General features: G+C 68.2%; 18 protein-coding genes and 2 pseudogenes. 10 read left to right on the top strand and 10 right to left on the bottom strand.

The window, feature by feature from the left end; genetic code table 11:
- Nucleotides 1-13 precede the first annotated feature (13 nt).
- Together QA861_RS38470 and QA861_RS38475 are read right to left on the bottom strand one after the other, a co-directional pair.
- Nucleotides 14-340 (bottom strand): antibiotic biosynthesis monooxygenase family protein, encoded by a 327-nt coding sequence (locus tag QA861_RS38470; RefSeq protein ID WP_334593441.1) that lies wholly within the window; start codon nucleotides 338-340, stop codon nucleotides 14-16.
- Nucleotides 337-900 carry an ATP-binding protein gene (locus QA861_RS38475; protein WP_334593442.1) on the bottom strand — a complete coding sequence of 188 codons (564 nt, stop codon included), beginning with the start codon at nucleotides 898-900 and terminating at the stop codon, nucleotides 337-339. The genes QA861_RS38470 and QA861_RS38475 overlap by 4 nt, the downstream gene beginning before the upstream one ends.
- Nucleotides 901-1,061: 161 nt before the next feature.
- On the opposite strand from QA861_RS38475, the gene QA861_RS38480 reads away from it, so the two are divergent.
- Nucleotides 1,062-1,949 carry a helix-turn-helix domain-containing protein gene (locus QA861_RS38480; protein ID WP_334593443.1) on the top strand — a complete coding sequence of 296 codons (888 nt, stop codon included), beginning with the start codon at nucleotides 1,062-1,064 and terminating at the stop codon, nucleotides 1,947-1,949.
- Nucleotides 1,950-1,952: 3 nt separating this feature from the next.
- Nucleotides 1,953-2,141, top strand: coding sequence for a DUF397 domain-containing protein (locus tag QA861_RS38485; RefSeq protein WP_334593444.1), 189 nt, complete (start codon nucleotides 1,953-1,955; stop codon nucleotides 2,139-2,141).
- On the opposite strand, the gene QA861_RS38490 is transcribed toward QA861_RS38485, so the two are convergent.
- A complete protein-coding gene (locus QA861_RS38490) occupies nucleotides 2,138-2,653 on the bottom strand; it encodes a hypothetical protein (protein WP_334593445.1) in 516 nt (171 codons plus the stop codon). The two genes, QA861_RS38485 and QA861_RS38490, sit on opposite strands and share 4 nt — an antisense overlap.
- Nucleotides 2,654-3,192: 539 nt before the next feature.
- On the opposite strand from QA861_RS38490, the gene QA861_RS38495 reads away from it, so the two are divergent.
- Together QA861_RS38495 and QA861_RS38500 are read left to right on the top strand one after the other, a co-directional pair.
- Entirely contained in the window at nucleotides 3,193-3,402 is a 210-nt protein-coding gene (locus QA861_RS38495; protein ID WP_443041631.1) for a hypothetical protein, read from the top strand.
- A 76-nt stretch (nucleotides 3,403-3,478) separates the two neighbouring features.
- Nucleotides 3,479-4,060 (top strand): hypothetical protein, encoded by a 582-nt coding sequence (locus tag QA861_RS38500; protein ID WP_334593448.1) that lies wholly within the window; start codon nucleotides 3,479-3,481, stop codon nucleotides 4,058-4,060.
- Nucleotides 4,061-4,291: 231 nt separating this feature from the next.
- Here the strand turns inward: QA861_RS38500 and QA861_RS38505 are convergent, their stop codons facing one another.
- The 3 genes from QA861_RS38505 to QA861_RS38515 form a co-directional block, all read right to left on the bottom strand.
- The gene (locus QA861_RS38505) at nucleotides 4,292-4,744 is read right to left on the bottom strand and encodes a DUF1877 family protein (RefSeq protein WP_334593449.1); all 453 of its coding nucleotides are present in this window, start codon (nucleotides 4,742-4,744) and stop codon (nucleotides 4,292-4,294) included.
- Entirely contained in the window at nucleotides 4,741-4,929 is a 189-nt protein-coding gene (locus QA861_RS38510) for a hypothetical protein (protein ID WP_334593450.1), read from the bottom strand. Before QA861_RS38510 ends, QA861_RS38505 begins: the two co-directional genes overlap by 4 nt.
- A 105-nt stretch (nucleotides 4,930-5,034) precedes the next feature.
- Nucleotides 5,035-5,628, bottom strand: coding sequence for an NADPH-dependent FMN reductase (locus QA861_RS38515; RefSeq protein ID WP_334593451.1), 594 nt, complete (start codon nucleotides 5,626-5,628; stop codon nucleotides 5,035-5,037).
- A 285-nt stretch (nucleotides 5,629-5,913) separates the two neighbouring features.
- Here QA861_RS38515 and QA861_RS38520 point away from each other — a divergent pair, with 285 nt between their 5' ends.
- Together QA861_RS38520 and QA861_RS38525 are read left to right on the top strand one after the other, a co-directional pair.
- Complete coding sequence (locus tag QA861_RS38520; RefSeq protein ID WP_334593452.1) at nucleotides 5,914-6,480, top strand: GVDTG sorting domain-containing protein; 567 nt, start codon at nucleotides 5,914-5,916, stop codon at nucleotides 6,478-6,480.
- 167 nt (nucleotides 6,481-6,647) lie between these two features.
- Nucleotides 6,648-7,331 carry a class F sortase gene (locus QA861_RS38525; protein WP_334593454.1) on the top strand — a complete coding sequence of 228 codons (684 nt, stop codon included), beginning with the start codon at nucleotides 6,648-6,650 and terminating at the stop codon, nucleotides 7,329-7,331.
- A 28-nt stretch (nucleotides 7,332-7,359) separates the two neighbouring features.
- Here QA861_RS38525 and QA861_RS38530 read toward each other — a convergent pair whose 3' ends face one another.
- Nucleotides 7,360-8,145: a sulfite exporter TauE/SafE family protein gene (locus QA861_RS38530; RefSeq protein WP_334593456.1), complete on the bottom strand. Its 786-nt coding sequence runs from the start codon at nucleotides 8,143-8,145 to the stop codon at nucleotides 7,360-7,362.
- Between the two features lie 186 nt (nucleotides 8,146-8,331).
- Between QA861_RS38530 and QA861_RS38535 the strand changes: the two genes are divergently transcribed.
- The 3 genes from QA861_RS38535 to nirD are packed head-to-tail and all read left to right on the top strand — an operon-like array spanning nucleotide 8,332 to nucleotide 12,592.
- Nucleotides 8,332-9,606 (top strand): NAD(P)/FAD-dependent oxidoreductase, encoded by a 1,275-nt coding sequence (locus tag QA861_RS38535; protein ID WP_334593457.1) that lies wholly within the window; start codon nucleotides 8,332-8,334, stop codon nucleotides 9,604-9,606.
- A complete protein-coding gene (gene nirB, locus QA861_RS38540; protein WP_334593459.1) occupies nucleotides 9,606-12,224 on the top strand; it encodes a nitrite reductase large subunit NirB in 2,619 nt (872 codons plus the stop codon). The genes QA861_RS38535 and nirB overlap by 1 nt, the downstream gene beginning before the upstream one ends.
- The gene (gene nirD / locus QA861_RS38545; protein ID WP_334593460.1) at nucleotides 12,221-12,592 is read left to right on the top strand and encodes a nitrite reductase small subunit NirD; all 372 of its coding nucleotides are present in this window, start codon (nucleotides 12,221-12,223) and stop codon (nucleotides 12,590-12,592) included. Before nirB ends, nirD begins: the two co-directional genes overlap by 4 nt.
- Nucleotides 12,593-12,654: 62 nt before the next feature.
- Here the strand turns inward: nirD and QA861_RS38550 are convergent, their stop codons facing one another.
- From QA861_RS38550 to QA861_RS38560, 3 genes and pseudogenes are all read right to left on the bottom strand, one after another.
- Nucleotides 12,655-13,581, bottom strand: coding sequence for an oxidoreductase (locus QA861_RS38550; RefSeq protein ID WP_334594979.1), 927 nt, complete (start codon nucleotides 13,579-13,581; stop codon nucleotides 12,655-12,657).
- Between the two features lie 132 nt (nucleotides 13,582-13,713).
- The gene (locus tag QA861_RS38555) at nucleotides 13,714-14,577 is read right to left on the bottom strand and encodes an SAM-dependent methyltransferase (protein WP_334593461.1); all 864 of its coding nucleotides are present in this window, start codon (nucleotides 14,575-14,577) and stop codon (nucleotides 13,714-13,716) included.
- Between the two features lie 176 nt (nucleotides 14,578-14,753).
- A pseudogene (locus tag QA861_RS38560) lies at nucleotides 14,754-15,153 on the bottom strand (IS200/IS605 family accessory protein TnpB-related protein); the annotation flags it as partial.
- On the opposite strand from QA861_RS38560, the pseudogene QA861_RS38565 reads away from it, so the two are divergent.
- Nucleotides 15,152-15,421: pseudogene (locus tag QA861_RS38565) on the top strand (translocation protein TolB); the annotation flags it as partial. The pseudogenes QA861_RS38560 and QA861_RS38565 sit on opposite strands and share 2 nt — an antisense overlap.
- Nucleotides 15,422-15,470: the final 49 nt, after the last annotated feature.

The following is a 15,470-nucleotide window of genomic DNA, read 5'->3' on the forward strand; positions in this document are numbered from 1 at the left end:
TGCCCGCCTGGCCTCAGTCCTGCTTCGGGGCGGCCTGCTGGACCACTTCGAACGACCAGAGGGTCGACCCGGACGCGGCGGGCTTGGGCTGCTCCCCGCCGGCGGAGGCGGGGCGGTGCGCCGACTGCGTCGGGCCCGCCATCCAGGCCCGGAAGTCCTCCTCACTGCGCCACCGCGTGTACACCAGGTAGCTGTCGGTGCCCTCGACCGGCCGAAGCAGCTCGAACCACTCGAACCCGTCCGACCCCTCAACAGCACCGGCCCGCGACGCGAACCGCTTCTCCAGCGTCTCGCGCTGCTCTTCGGGGACCGTGAGTACGTTGATCTTTACGATGCTCATGCGCTCCATCTTGCCGCAGGGGGCTCTGCGGTTCGCTTGGGGGCGGGGGCGGGGACGGGTACGGGGGCGGCGACAGGCGAGGGGGCGAGGACAGGCGCGGGGTGCGGCTCCTGCGGGCTCGCCGCCTGATTCGCCGCCCGACCTACCTCGCGTACGACGTCCAGCTCGCACCAGACCAGCTTGCCGACGGTCAGTTCGGTCACGCCCCAGCGGTCGGAGACGGCACCGACGATCAGCAGTCCCCGGCCGAACATCTCGTCGGACGCGGCTTGGCGCGGGAGCGGCAGTAACTCGCCCCGAGGGTCGGAGACGCCGACGCGCACGGCACGTTCCGTGAGGGCGAGTTCGACTCGGAAGAGACGGTCACGAAGACACCCGTGCAGTACGGCGTTGCCGCCGAGCTCGGAGACCAACAGGGCGGTGTCGGGGGCGAGTTCGGGATGTCCCCAGTCGGAGAGGAGGCGGTGGGCTCGGCGACGGGCGAGGGTGACGCTTCTGGGGAAGGGGGTGTAGTCGAGGCGGTCGTATTCGAGCGGGTCAGGCTCTTGGGGAGCGACCATGTCACTTACCTCCACAGCTCTGTGATCGGTACGTGACCGACGGTAGATGGGGGCACACCTCCGCTGCAACTCAATCCCGGAGGAATTCCCCCGAACGGTTTGCGTGGCTGTCACACGGCGCGTCAGACTGACGCCGCATCAATGCCATGAGGAGCACGAGCGTGACCGCAAACCAACAGGGCTACAGCACGTCAACCGTCCTGGGCCGCCGACTCGGTGGCGAACTCGTCAAGTTGCGCACGACAGCCGGCCTGACCCAGACCCACGCCGCGAAGGCGCTCACCGCTTCCACGACGAAGGTCGCCAAGATGGAGGGTGGCTGGGTACCGATACGCGACCCCGACATCCGGGCACTGTGCGAGCTGTACGCGGTCCACGATCCCGGCACCGTCGGCAGGCTCCTGGAGTTGGCCAGGCTCGACCGTGAGCGCCGCAAGGCCAAGGGCTGGTGGGACGACTACGCGATGCTCGGCACCATGCAGGAGTACGTCACACTGGAAAACGCGGCCACGTCCATCAAGGCATGGCAGCCCGCGTTCATCCCGGGCCTGCTGCAAACTCCCGCCTACGTACGAGCCTTGAGGGCCACCCCCGCCAACGCTGCCTCAGTGGCCCATCGCAATGACCCTGACGAGGAGTTCATCGCCTCGCGACTCGCGCGACAGCAACGGCTCATCGACGACGCACCCCTGGCTCTGCACGCGGTGCTCTACGAGGCGGTGCTGCGGAACTTTCCCGGTGGAGCCGAGACGGCTCGCGGGCAACTCGACCACCTGGCGCAGATTGCCGACCGCCAGAACATCACCATCCAGATCTTCCCTTTCCGTAACGGCACACACCAGGGACTGAACGGCTCGTTCAACATCATCTCCTTCGCCGAGCCCGGGGCCATGGATGTGGCTTACTCCGAGGCCGCGTTCAGGCACACCTGGGTCGAAGGGGGAGAAGGGGCGGCAGGCTACGACGACCTGTTCGAACTGATCGCCGCCCGCGCGCTCGACGCGAGAGAATCCCTGTCATTCCTCCGCAATCTCCGTAAGGAACTCTGAGCCGTGCCCGACTTCCAGTACCACAAGTCCAGTTACAGCGACGACAAGGAAGAGTGCGTCGAGGTAGCCACCAACATTCCCGGCACCATCGCGATACGTGACTCCAAGAGCCCGACGAGCCAGCCCCTCCGCCTCCACCCCACCGCCTGGGACACGTTCCGAACCGCCGTCACAGCCGCTCGCCTACGTTAACTGTCCCCGCATGCCTTGGCTTTGAACTCCGCCACCGGGACGGTGACCGCGGATTCGTCGCCCTGATAGCGGACCGTTCCCGGGGTGAGCCGGTCCCGGTCGGTCAGGGTGAAGGAGACGCTGCTCGACGACCACGAGTTGTCCTTGGTCCAGCCGAAGAGGGTGTAAGTGGTCTTGGCGGTGAGCGGTTTGATAGGTGTGGTCGCGGTCCAGCCTGCGGCAGTCGCATCGAGGGTCCAGGTGGCGAGACCGGCCTTGAGGGGGCGTGCGGCGGTCCATGAACCGACCGTCACCTGCTTGTCGGGGTCATCGCTGTCCACGTAGAGAGCCGCGCCATCGATGTGATGTCCGCAGACCATCATGACGCCGACCAGCTGACCGTCGTCGGTCACCGAGAGGCCGGCGACGGCATCAACCGGAACCGTGCACCCCGAGGTTGCGGCCAGGGCCGCGCAGGCCCCGAAAGCGCCGACGAAGCGCCGGACCAACGGCCACGAAACTGTCGACTGCACGGCGCCCCCTGCCCCGGGGTCACTATTCGTACCCCTGTACGCCAGAGGGTAGGGACGCTCCGGGTCGAGCTGCGGCTCCGCCGCCCACCCGTTGCACCCTCGTTGTGACCTTGTAGCCGGAGCGCCCGAAAGAAGCCGCAGAAGTGGTTCCGCCCTCTGGGCTGCCACGAGCTGGGGACTTGGGCCTCCCCCGCGTCGGTACAACTCGTTTCGAAGCGGTCCTGCAACTTGGACTCCCACTTACAGTTCACCGGCGAGGCAAGGGTGGCCCTGTGACGCCAGATCGCCAGGCACGGGGTGCGACGACCGACAGAGTGGTAAAGCTCACGGATCGGATCCGGGGATTCGTTGAACCATGGACGACTCGCCCACGTCCAGATGGTTACGGGCCGTCAATTTCGGTCAGGGTTGCGGCTGGTCACTGGATGGACGGTAAGAGATCAGCCATTTGGGTATATCACTGCACGCGAGCGGATGATTACGCAATGCTGTGGTGATACGGACCTCACCATGCACCGTCCAGGGGGTAGACGATGAGTGTGACCTTCAGCGAACACGCGACAACAGATCACGACGACGACGCCGTGATTGTCATGTCCGCCGACGACTTCCAGCATGCCGCCCAACGCGCGCTCGACGAGCTCGGACTCACCTACGCCGAGCTCGAAGAGCAGGCCCACGACGGCGACTTCACCTCATCGCAGGCCCACGCGCTCTGGGTTTCCATCGGCGGCACGGTTGACCTCTGACCTGCTCAGTCAGGCCAGCAAGTTAGCTCAAGAGCTCACCGACACCCTGAACGGGACAGTGACCCAGCATGTCCGCATGCGAGCCGCACTCCGCCCACATTCCACAGCGGGCGTCGTGTTCACCGTTGGCCACGGCCTGACAAGACAGAATCCCACTCAGCCGAAACCGTTTCCGCTGAGCATCAGCCCGAAGAAGCCCCGCGCCTGGATGAATCTCTCATTCCAGGTGCGCATGGACACCGAAAACAAGTTCCTCACGGTCCATTCGTCGTACTGCGGGATCTTTACAGACGAGGAATTGAAGACGTGCCTGTGTCACTGGGATTTCGAACGCGAGAAGGATCGCTACCCGAGCGCCCACGTCCAGGTCTACGGAACCTCACCGGCCCTTGAGTCACTGAACGAGGGCGACGACCGTAAGCGCCCGCTGGAGAAACTACACATCCCGGTGGGCGGGAAGCGATTTCGTCCTTGCATTGAGGACGTCATCGAGTTCTTGATCACGGAGCGGCTTGCCGAGGGCCGCGACGGCTGGGAAAAGAAGCTGGAAGAGGGCCGAAATCGATATCGGCGGACTCAACTGCTCGCCGCCATGCGCCGAAACCCTGACGTCGTCGAGGAATACCTACGCGAACGGGAATCCGGCGACGGCGGGTAGCGCGAGCCGATAGGGATCATTTCGACGAGGCCCCGGTCATCAGATCGGGGCCTCGTGCACGCCTGTCGTTCTCCACCCGGCTGTCCACCGACCCCCGTCTTCTACAAACGTGGTCAGACGAGGACAGCGCTCCGGTACCGAGTCGGACGCCTCCGGTTGCACACCGAGTCCACTCCGGGTGACTCCTCGACCTCCGCCGCTCGCTCGTCTCGGGGAACGCCGATCGCAGAATCACCCCTCATAAATCTGCGCCATACACATTCCTTCACGTGACGCGAATCGATATATTTCACACACTTCAATCACCGTCTGCTCCAAATACTCCAGATAGCCATTCGGGATTTCACCACGAATCACTCCGGAGAGATACCTCGGGGCGTAACTCATCACTTCCTGCACACTTACGGAGCCAAGGGCTTCAGCGACCTCCTGCACTTCTCCGACCGAAAGGAGAGCACATACCGTTCCAACCCCGTCGTCACCAAGAAGAGTTTTGCCGAAGACGACTGCTTCCGCAATTTCTCCTGAATATACATGGCTCAGCAGGTTCTGGATGACATCACCTTCCTCTCCCAGGCCACATGAGTCGACGGAAGATTCTGAATCAGCACGGAATCGAGATACTATTTGTTGAAATCCGCCGACTGCATCCGTCACGGAAATCGGAACCAGGGAAATATTCATTTTCCTTCCACGTCACTTTTACCTCTCCGAACATGACTTTCCGGCGTCAGACTCCTCCGCCTCCCCCGTTTCCCCAGGCCGGCGATGAAGTCCTCGATCCGGTCGATCCAGGGGAAGGGGTAGGAGCCCTCGGGCGTGCCTGAGGGCTCCTGGAGAGGTATGTGAATCTCGACGATGGTGTCCATGGCCAGCATTGTCGCTGGTCAAGCTGTCGGGCAAGCGGCGTCGGATGCGGTGGGGTCCCGGAACCTCCCGCCTCCCACCTCCCGCCTCCCACCTCCCCGCCCGCGCTATCCCCCGTACGGCCGCGCCTCCCGACCCTCCCTCAGCGCCCGCCCCCACCACACCACTTGGTCCAGCATCACCTTCGCCGCCGCGTCCGCACCTCCCGCGTTCTTCAGGTGGCCCTCGTCGTCGAAGGCCGCGCCAGCGTTGTGGAAGGACACCGTGTCCCGGACTGTCGTCGCGTGGAGTTCCGCGAAGACCTGGCGGAGGTGTTCAACCGCGCGGAGGCCTCCGGAGACTCCGCCGTAGGAGACGAAGGCGACCGGCTTGGCCTGCCATTCCGTGTAGTGCCAGTCGATGAGGTTCTTGAGGCCGGCCGGGTAGGAGTGGTTGTACTCGGGGGTCAGGACGACGAACGCGTCCGCCGTCGCCAGTTTCGGGGTGATCCCGGCCAGCTGGGCCTTCGCGTCGGCGTCGGTCGCGAATGTCGTCGGGAGGGCGGTGTCCGCGACGTCCACGACCTCCGCCGTCAGGTCGTCGCGTTCGCTGATCCGGTCCAGTAGCCAGGCGGCCACGACGGGGCCGAAGCGGCCCTCCCTGTTGCTGCCGACGACGACAGTGACACGTACGGGCTCGACAGATTCAGTCAGTGTCTGCATGCGTCACAGCCTCGTACCTCAAGCTTTCTTGAGGTCAAGCCGTCTGCCCCCTCTTTTCGGGTCACCCGTTCACACCCCCCGCCTCCGCCTATCGAGTTCTCTTTCTCGGCGCACCCGCAGTACGGCGATGACCTGCCGGAATGGCAATACGGGGCCTCCTCTCGGACGTGCCGCGCCACCCGTTCTCCGTATTTCTGACGGTCCATCAGAGAGCGCGTCCTGGTCTCTGCCACTTACCTCGGTACCAGACCACCTCGTTCGCACGCTCTCGGAGGAGCAAGCCCGATGCGACGTACCGCCGCCGCCCGTCCGCTGACCGGTACCGCGCTCGCCGTCGCCCTCGCCGGACCGGCAGTGGTCGTCGCCGTCGCTCTCACCTCGCCCGCCTACGCGAACAGCGGCGGGACGCTGGAGGTGTACCCGGCGACCGTCACCCCCGGCACCCGGGTCACCGTCAACACGACCGCCTGCGGGAGCGGCGGCACCGCCGCCGGGGACGCCAGTGCTGTGGGTGCGGGGGCTTTCGTTCTCGCGCCCGGTACGCACAAGGAAGTCGCCGTCGGACAGTTCCGGGTGCCGCCGGGCGCGCAGCCGGGGACGTACGAGATCGTCGCCCGGTGCGATGGGAACGCGGATGCGCGGCAGGTCACCGGCGATCTCGTGGTCACACTGACCTCGACCCGGCCGCCCGTGCAGCCCCCTGTGCAGCCCAGGGGGAGTGTGAAGACGGGGGTCGGTGGCGCGCTCGGTCCCGACCCCGTGCAGACCACGGCCGGTGTGGCGGCTCTCGCCGTCGCCGCCGTGGGCGGTACCTGGCTCCTGCATCGCCGGGCGAGAGGCGACAGGTTCTGACGGACATCCTCCGCCGTCCGTCGGCCGGTACCGCGTGTCCCCCTCCCCTCCGGGCCCGACGCCCCTCGCGGCCCGGAGGGGGGCCAGGGTGAAACATCGGGGATGAAGCAGGGATGTAGCAGGCAATCGGTCAGGGTGCGGCAGGGGTCGTCCAGGAGGGGGTTCACGTGCGCAGACTCACCAACATCCTCATAGCCGCCCTGAGCGTCGCCGCTCTCTGCTCCGGCGCCTGGCTGGTCCGCAGCGGCGGCGCGACGCACGCCCCGCCGCAGCCCTCCGCCGCCCAGGCCCGTACGGAGCAGACGGGGCCGGGGTCCACCGACCCGGGATCCGCCGTACCGGGGTCGGCGGTACCAGGGTCCGCCGTACCGAAGCCCGCCACCCCCGCGCTTCCGCCCTCCCCGCCCCTCCGTATCCGCATCCCCGCCATCGGCGTGAACGCCCCGCTGATGGGCCTCGGTCTCACCGCCACCGGCAGTCTGGACGTACCGCCCGCCGAGCGTGAGGACCTGGCCGGCTGGTACGAGGACGGCACCCTCCCCGGTGAGACGGGCACCGCGATCGTCGCCGGCCATGTCGACAACGCCGACGGGCCTTCCGTCTTCTACCGTCTCGGCGCCCTGAAGAAAGGGAACGGCGTCGGGGTCGAGCGGAGTGACGGGAGCACCGCCCTCTTCACCGTCGACGCCGTCGAGGTGTACGACAAGGACCACTTCCCGGACCAGAAGGTGTACGGCGCCGCGCCCCGGCCCGAGCTGCGCGTCATCACCTGCGGCGGCGGATACTCACCCCGGACGGGCTACCAGGGGAACGTCGTCGTCTTCGCCCACCTGACCGGCGGCAAACGCTGAGCCCTCCCCCGCGCCCCCTCTCAAGCGCTCACGCGACCCACTGCTGGTACGCCAGATTCGCCACCAGTGTGAACACCACCACCAGCAGCACCCCCCGTACGAACCCGCTCCCCTTCTTCAGTGCCGTCCGCGCCCCCACCATCCCGCCGACCAGGTTGAACGCGGCCAGCAGCGCGCCCAGCTCCCAGTACACCGTGCCCTGCCAGGCGAAGATCGCGAGGGCGCCCGCGTTGGTGCAGCAGTTGACGATCTTGGCCGTCGCGGAGGCCGTCACCAGGTCGAGGTGGAGCAGCGCGGTGAGCGCGAGGACGAGGAACGTGCCCGTGCCGGGGCCGATGAGGCCGTCGTAGAAGCCGATGCCCAGGCCCGCGAGTCCGATCGCGGCGAGGACGCGGCGCGCGGAGACCGGAGTGGTCGCCGGGGCCGTACCGAAAGCCGGCCTGAAGATCACGAAGGCGCCGACGCCGACCAGGACGACCATGATGACCGGCTTCAGGATGTCCGTGCTCATGCCGGCCGCGACGAACGCCCCGGCCGTCGAGCCGGCGACCGCCGCAAGCCCGATGCGTACCGCCAGCCGTACGTCCACCGGCGCCTTGCGTGTATACGTCACGGCCGCGCCCGTGGTGCCGACGATCGCCATGGCCTTGTTGGTGCCGAGCGCGTACTGCGCGGCCGAGGACGTGTCCGGGAGCCCCAGCAGCAGTACGGGCATCATGAGCAGACCGCCGCCGCCCACGACGGCGTCGATCCAGCCGGCGGCGAGGGCGGCGGCGCAGAGGGCGGCGATCATGGGCAGGGATATGTCGGGCACGATCGCGATTTTAGGTCGCGGCCGTACCGTTCATGCGCCTGGCTGTACCGTTTGTGCACCTCACAGCCGCCCGGCTCGCGCCTCCCGAACCCTCACACCCCCTCCCGGCCTCCGCTGAGGGAAGCGTGCCCCCCGGGAAACAGACGTGATGCGATCGGGTAACACCGGCAACGCACTCTGCAGTACATGACCTCGAATGCGCGTGTGGTGGTGATCGGCGCCGGGCTCGCGGGCGTACGACTCGCCCGGCGACTCGGCGAGCTCGGCCTGTCCGCCTCGGACGTCGTGCTCGTCGGTGAGGAGGAGCACCGCCCGTACAACAGGGTGCTGCTCGCCGAGGTTCTCGCCGGGCGGTACGCCCCCGAGGTGATCGCCCTGCCGTCGCCGGACCGGCTGGTCCGGGCCCGGGCCGAGCGGATCGACCGGACCGAGCGGATCGTGCACTGCTCCGACGGTTCCTCGATCGCGTACGAAACGCTGGTGCTGGCGACGGGGTCCAACCCCGTACTCCCGCCCCTGCGTGGGCTGTTCACCCCGGATCACGAACTCCCGGAAGGCGTCCACGCGTTCCGCACCATGGACGACTGCCTCGGCCTGTCCAAGGCGGTACGTCCGGGGGTGAAGGCCGTCGTCATCGGCGGCGGGCTGCTCGGTGTGTCCGCCGCCCGCGCCCTCGCCGTACGCGGGGCTCAGGTCGTTCTCGCTCAGCAGGCCGAGCGCCTGATGGAACGTCAACTCGACCCTGGTGCTTCGGCGTTGGTGCTTCGGCACCTCAACGAGCTGGGTGTCGAGGTGCACACCGAGTGCCGGGTGCGGGATGTGCGCTGCGTGGGTGGCAGGGTCCGGTCGGTCGAGCTGGCCGACCACTACGCCCTCGACGCGGACCTTGTCGTCCTGGCCTGCGGTGTCCACCCGAAGGTGGGGCTCGCGCGCGACGCGGGGCTCGCCGTACACAAGGGCATCCTCGTCGACGACGAACTGCGCACCTCCGACCCGCACATCAGGGCCCTCGGAGACTGCTCCCAGCACCAGGGAACGATCTACGGTCTGGCCACCCCCGCCCTCGAACAGGCCGATGTCCTGGCCGAGTTGATCGCGGGCGACGCGGCCGAGGCAGGGCACACGGGCGGCTTGGGTGACACCGGCGCCCGTTACACCGGCACCCGCGCCCTCACCCGTCTCACGCTCACCGACTTCACCGCCGACACCGGCAACCCCTTCGATCTCGCCGCGTTCGGCGAGCCGACCCCCCGCCCTGGCGACGACGTCATCCAGCTCGCCGACGCCACCCGGGGCACGTATCGCAAGGTCGTCGTCCGTGACGACCGGCTGGTCGGCGGGGTGCTCGTCGGCGAACTCGGCACCGTCGGCGCCCTCGCGCGCGCCTGGGAGGGAGCAGAGCCGCTCCCCTCTGACGGCGGCCCGTTGCTCCACCTGCTCACCAACGATGGAGGCTCCTAATGACCGCCACTGATGGGGCCACCCCCACGATCGTCCTCGTCGGCCACGGCATGGTCGGCCAGCGCTTCCTCGAAGCGCTCGCCGATCGCGGCCTGACCGCCGCGCACCGCGTGGTCGTGCTGTGCGAGGAGCCACGTCCGGCGTACGACCGTGTCGCGCTGACCTCGTACTTCTCGGGCAAGACGCCCGAGGACCTCTCGATGACGGACATGGCGTTCATCGAGAAGGAGGGCATCGAGCTGCACATCGGTGACCCCGCGGAGACCATCGACCGCGAGGCGAAGCGGGTGACCGCCCGCTCGGGTCTGGTCGTCGACTACGACGTCCTCGTCCTCGCCACCGGCTCCTACCCGTTCGTCCCGCCGGTCCCCAACAAGGACGCCGAGGGCTGCTTCGTCTACCGCACCATCGAGGACCTTCTCGCCATCGAGGAGTACGCGAGCACCCGTACGACGGGTGCCGTGGTCGGTGGTGGACTGCTCGGACTTGAGGCGGCCGGTGCGCTCAAGGGCCTCGGACTCACCTCCCACATCGTCGAGTTCGCGCCGCGCCTGATGCCGGTGCAGGTCGACGACGGAGGCGGCGCGGCCCTGCTGCGCACCATCGAGGACATGGGCCTGTCCGTCCACACGGGCGTGGGCACGCAGGAGATCGTCGTCGGCGAGGACGGCGCGGTCACCGGCATGAAGCTGTCCGACGGTTCCGAACTCGCCACCGACCTGGTGGTGTTCAGCGCCGGTGTCCGGCCGAGGGACCAACTCGCCCGCGACTGTGGCCTTTCCGTCGGTGAGCGCGGCGGCATCGCGGTCGACGAGCAGTGCCGTACGGTCAACGACCCGCACGTCTTCGCGATCGGCGAGTGCGCGCTGGCCTCCGACGGCCGGGTGTACGGCCTGGTCGCCCCCGGTTACGAGCAGGCGGAGACCGCCGCCGCCGCCATCGCCGCGGACGAGGCCGAGGAGTTGCTGACCTTCACGGGCGCCGACCTCTCCACCAAGCTGAAGCTGCTCGGCGTCGACGTCGCGTCCTTCGGCGACGCGCACGGCGCCACCGAGGACAGCCTCGACGTCGTCTACTCCGACTCCCGCTCGGGTCTGTACAAGAAGCTCGTCATCGGCCGCGACGGCACGCTGCTCGGCGGCATCCTCGTCGGCGACGCGGAGGCCTACGGCACACTGCGCGCGTTCACCGGTACGGTCCCGCCGGTCTCCCCCGAGTCCCTGGTGCTCCCGGCCGGCGCCGGCGGCCCGGTCCAGCTCGGCCCGACCGCGTTGCCGGACGACGCGATCATCTGCTCCTGCAACAACGTCCGCAAGGGCACGATCCGCGGCGCGGTCACCGAGCACAACTGCACCACCGTGCCCGAGGTCAAGAAGTGCACCAAGGCCGGTACGACGTGCGGGAGTTGCGTCAAGGTTCTCGGTCAGCTCGTCACCGCCGAGCTGGAGGCGAGCGGTGTCGTCGTCGACAAGGGCCTCTGCGGCTGCTTCTCGCAGACCCGCGAGGAGCTGTACGAGATCGTCCTCGCCCTGCGCATCAACACCTACCAGGACCTGCTGGACCGCTACGGCCGCGACAACGCCAAGGGCGGTGACGGCTGCGACGTCTGCAAGCCGGCCGTCGGCTCGATCATCGCCTCCCTCGCCCCGACCATCGGCGCGAGCGGCTACGTCCTCGACGGCGAGCAGGCGGCGCTGCAGGAGACCAACGACCACTTCCTCGCCAACCTGCAGAAGAACGGCTCGTACTCGGTCGTCCCCCGCATTCCTGGCGGTGAGATCACCCCCGAGGGCCTGATCGTCATCGGGGAGATCGCCCGCGACTTCGGTCTCTACACGAAGATCACCGGTGGTCAGCGGATCGACATGTTCGGTGCGCGTGTCGAGCAACTCCCGCTGATCTGGACCCGGTTGGTGGACGCCGGCTTCGAGTCCGGTCACGCCTACGGCAAGTCGCTGCGTACGGTGAAGTCCTGTGTGGGCCAGACCTGGTGCCGCTACGGCGTCCAGGACTCGGTCCGGATGGCGATCGACCTGGAGCTGCGCTACCGGGGGCTCAGGTCGCCGCACAAGCTGAAGTCGGCGGTGTCCGGCTGCGCCCGCGAATGCGCCGAGGCCCAGTCCAAGGACTTCGGCATCATCGCCACCTCGGGCGGCTGGAACCTCTACGTCGGCGGCAACGGCGGCGCGACCCCGCGCCACGCGGACCTGCTGGCCCAGGACCTGAACGACGCCGAACTGATCAGGCTGATCGACCGGTTCCTGATGTTCTACATCCGCACGGCGGACCGTCTGGAGCGTACGTCGACCTGGCTGGAGCGGATCCCCGGCGGCCTGGACCACGTACGGGACGTGGTCGTGGAGGACTCCCTCGGCATCTGCGAGGAGTTGGAGTCGCTGATGACCTCACACGTCGCCCACTACCGCGACGAGTGGGCCGACACCATCAACGACCCCGAGAAGCTCTCCCGGTTCGTGTCCTTCGTGAACGCGCCGGACACCCCCGACCCGGTCGTCGGCTTCGTCCCCGAGCGCGACCAGATCAAGCCCGACCTGCCGCTGCTGTCCATCGGCCTGCGCCCCGCCGATGACGTCCTGGAAGGAAGTGCCCAGCGATGACCCTGGCACCCGAGACGACCGACCTGAAGATCCAGCTGCGCATCGCCAACGGCGGGAGCAGTGACGACAGTTGGTTCACGGTCTGTGACCTGAACGTGCTGCTGCCCGGCCGCGGTGTGGCGGCCCTGCTGCCGGACGGCCGGCAGGCCGCCGTCTTCCGCGACCGCGCCGGCAACCTGTACGCCATCGACAACCGCGACCCGTTCGGCGGCGCGGCGGTCCTCTCCCGAGGACTGACGGGCACCCACCAGGGCCGCCCGTACGTCGCCTCCCCGCTCCTGAAGCAGCGCTTCGACCTGGAGTCGGGCCGCTGCCTGGACGACGAGGCGGTGGCTGTGACGGCGTACGAGGTGCGCGCCGCCGCCTGACGCACCCAAGCGATGAACATGAGCGGCGCCCCGGCCACCGTCGTCCGGGGCGCCGCTCTCGTTCACGACTTGAGGCCCTCGTACGTCACCCCGGTGAGCTGCTCGGAGGCGGCCCAAAGCCGGTCGCCCACTTGGTCGTTGAGCGTCCAGGAAGCCCGCCACGACTTGGCGGGCGCGCCGCGCCAGCCCAGGATCCTGGGTCCGATGAACGCGTCGGGCCGTACGTCCGGCGCCGTGGCCGCGTAGAGGGTGGGCAGGGCGCCCGCCTCGGCGGACTGGGCGAAGACGCGGTTGCCGATCTCCATGAGACGCTCGGCGCCCCTGCGGCCCTGCATCTTCGGCGCGGCGGTCTGCAGGTTGGTGGCGGCGTACCCGGGGTGCGCGGCGGCGGCCACGACACCGGAGCCGATGGCGGCCAGCCTGCGCGCCAGCTCGTGCGTGAAGAGCAGGTTGGCCGTCTTGGAACGCCCGTACGCGGTCCAACGCCGGTAGTTCCGCTCACTGTTGAGGTCGTCGATGTCGATGTTGCCGAGGGCGTGGGCCCCGCTGGAGAGGTTCACGATCCGGGCGCCGGGCGTGCCGAGCAGCGTCGGGAACAGGAGCCCGGTGAGCGCGAAGTGCCCGAGGTGGTTGACCCCGAACTGCGTCTCGAACCCGTCCGCCGTCGTCCCGTACGGCAACGCCATCACGCCCGCGTTGTTGACGAGGAGGTCGATCCGCTCGTAGGGCAGCTCGTCCGCGAACTCCCTTACGGAGTCCAGGTTCCCGAGGTCCAGCGGCCAGAACTCGGCGATGGCGTCCGGCACTTCGGCCAGCAGCCGCCCGACCGCCTCGTTCCCCCGCGCCTCGCTCCGGCAGGCGAGCACCACCCGCGCCCCCTTGCGCGCCAACTCCCGCGCGGTGACGTACCCGAGACCACTGTTGGCACCGGTGACGACGGCGATACGGCCGCTCTGGTCGGGGATGTCCTGCGCGTTCCAGCCCGGCATGTTCGGGTTACCTCCATCGGTGACGAGTCGGGCGGCTCGGACGAATCCAGGCATGTGTCCGGATCCGGATCCGCGTCCAGACCGCGCCGGATCAGCCGCCATGGCCAGTTCTACGCCCTGTGGCGCCGTGTGTCAGGGCTTGCGGCCCACTCCGCAGTAGGCGTCGACGGCTGTGGTGGGGCCGGCCGGGCCCCGGAGGTCGGGGCGCCACTCCGGCACCTGGACCACACCCGGGTCCACCAGGTCGAGGCCGTCGAAGAAGGCGGCGATCTCCCCGATGCTCCGTACGTAGTACGGGACGGCGCCGCTCGCGTTGTAGGCGTCCGACGCGGCGATCATGCCCTCGCTGGTGGCGGTGCTGTCGCTGACCACCAGATGACTGCCGGACGGCAGGCCCGCCATCAGCCGGCTCACCAGGTCGCGTGCCTGGTCGTGGTCGGCGACATGGCCGAGCGTGTTGAGGATCATCAGGGCGACCGGCCGGGAGAGGTCGAGGGTGTCGGCCGCCGCTGCGAGGATGGTCTCGGGGGCGTACAGGTCGGCGTTGAGATAGACGGTCCGGCCCTCGGGGGTGCTGCCGAGCAGGGCGTCCGCGTGGGCCAGCACGATGGGGTCGTTGTCGACGTACACGATCCGGGCGTCCGGGGCGGCACGCTGCGCGACCTCGTGGGTGTTGTCGGCGGTCGGGAGCCCGGTGCCGACGTCCAGGAACTGGCGTACGCCCTGCTCGTCGGCCAGGTAGCGGACGGCTCGTCCTAAGAAGTTCCGGCTCGTGACGGCCACGTCGACGAGGCCGGGGAAGATCTCCTTGATGTGGTCCCCGATCTCCCGGTCGACCTCGTAGTTGTCCTTGCCGCCGACGAAGTAGTTCCAGAAGCGGGCCGAGTGCGGCTTGGTGGTGTCGATGTGCGCCCGCGCCCGGGCGCCGGTACCGACCGAGGGGGTGGGGTCGTCGTGCGACACGGCGGAGTCTCCTGAGTGTTCGATGCTGATCATTTGCGCACCAACGTAGGTGAACTCGCCGCCCACAAAGGAAAGTTGAGAAGATCTACGATCAGGCAGCAGAGGATTCCGGCCATCCGAACGGTCACCGGGCGACCGCTGCGCGTACATGACAATTTCATCCTGTCGCCCTAGGGTCCCTGACGTCACCGCACGTCACGCCACCGTTCCTAGAGACTGAGCGGAAGTGAGTCCTGTTGCCAAAACTCATGCTCAGTCGAACGCCCCGGACGGTGTTGGGCGTTCTGGTTGCCCGCGTTCGCTCCGCGTCCGGGCGGCACGGATCGTGTCCGTGGTCCGGGGATGCGGGGGCGGGTTCCCTCACGTCCAGGGACTCCTGGTCCGGCCTGGACGGTCCGATGGCCCCACCGCATCACTCCGGTGTGGTGGGGGCGGTGTCGTCCGTCGCCGGATCGGGTGTCCCTGGGCGCGCCTTCCGATCGCCACGGCAGCAGCATCATGGCGAGTGGTCTTGACGGTGATTGTGGTGAGGGGTTCCTGCCAGTGCTGGGCACCCCACCGGCTGGTGTAGGCCGGGTCAACGGCGATGACCGCGATACCCGTCCGGTCCCCGCTGACCGGCGTCGACAACATCACCGGCACCTCGTCGGGCGACCTGTTCGTGGCGGAGGACGGCGGCAACATGGAGATCTGCCTGATCACCCCGGACGACGTGGTCACCCCCTTCCTCCGGATCGACGGCCAGTCGGCCTCGGAGATCACGGGCCCGGCGTTCTCCCCGAACGGCAGCCGCCTGTACTTCTCCAGCCAGCGCGGCACGAGCGGTAGCTCCTCGGGCGGGATCACGTACGAGGTGACGGGCCCCTTCCCCGCGTAACCCTCGTCATACGTTCGTACTGCGCACCGGCGTTGTCAGTGGTGCGCAG

It is taken from the genome of Streptomyces sp. B21-083, assembly GCF_036898825.1.
Taxonomy (GTDB): Bacteria; Actinomycetota; Actinomycetes; order Streptomycetales; family Streptomycetaceae; genus Streptomyces.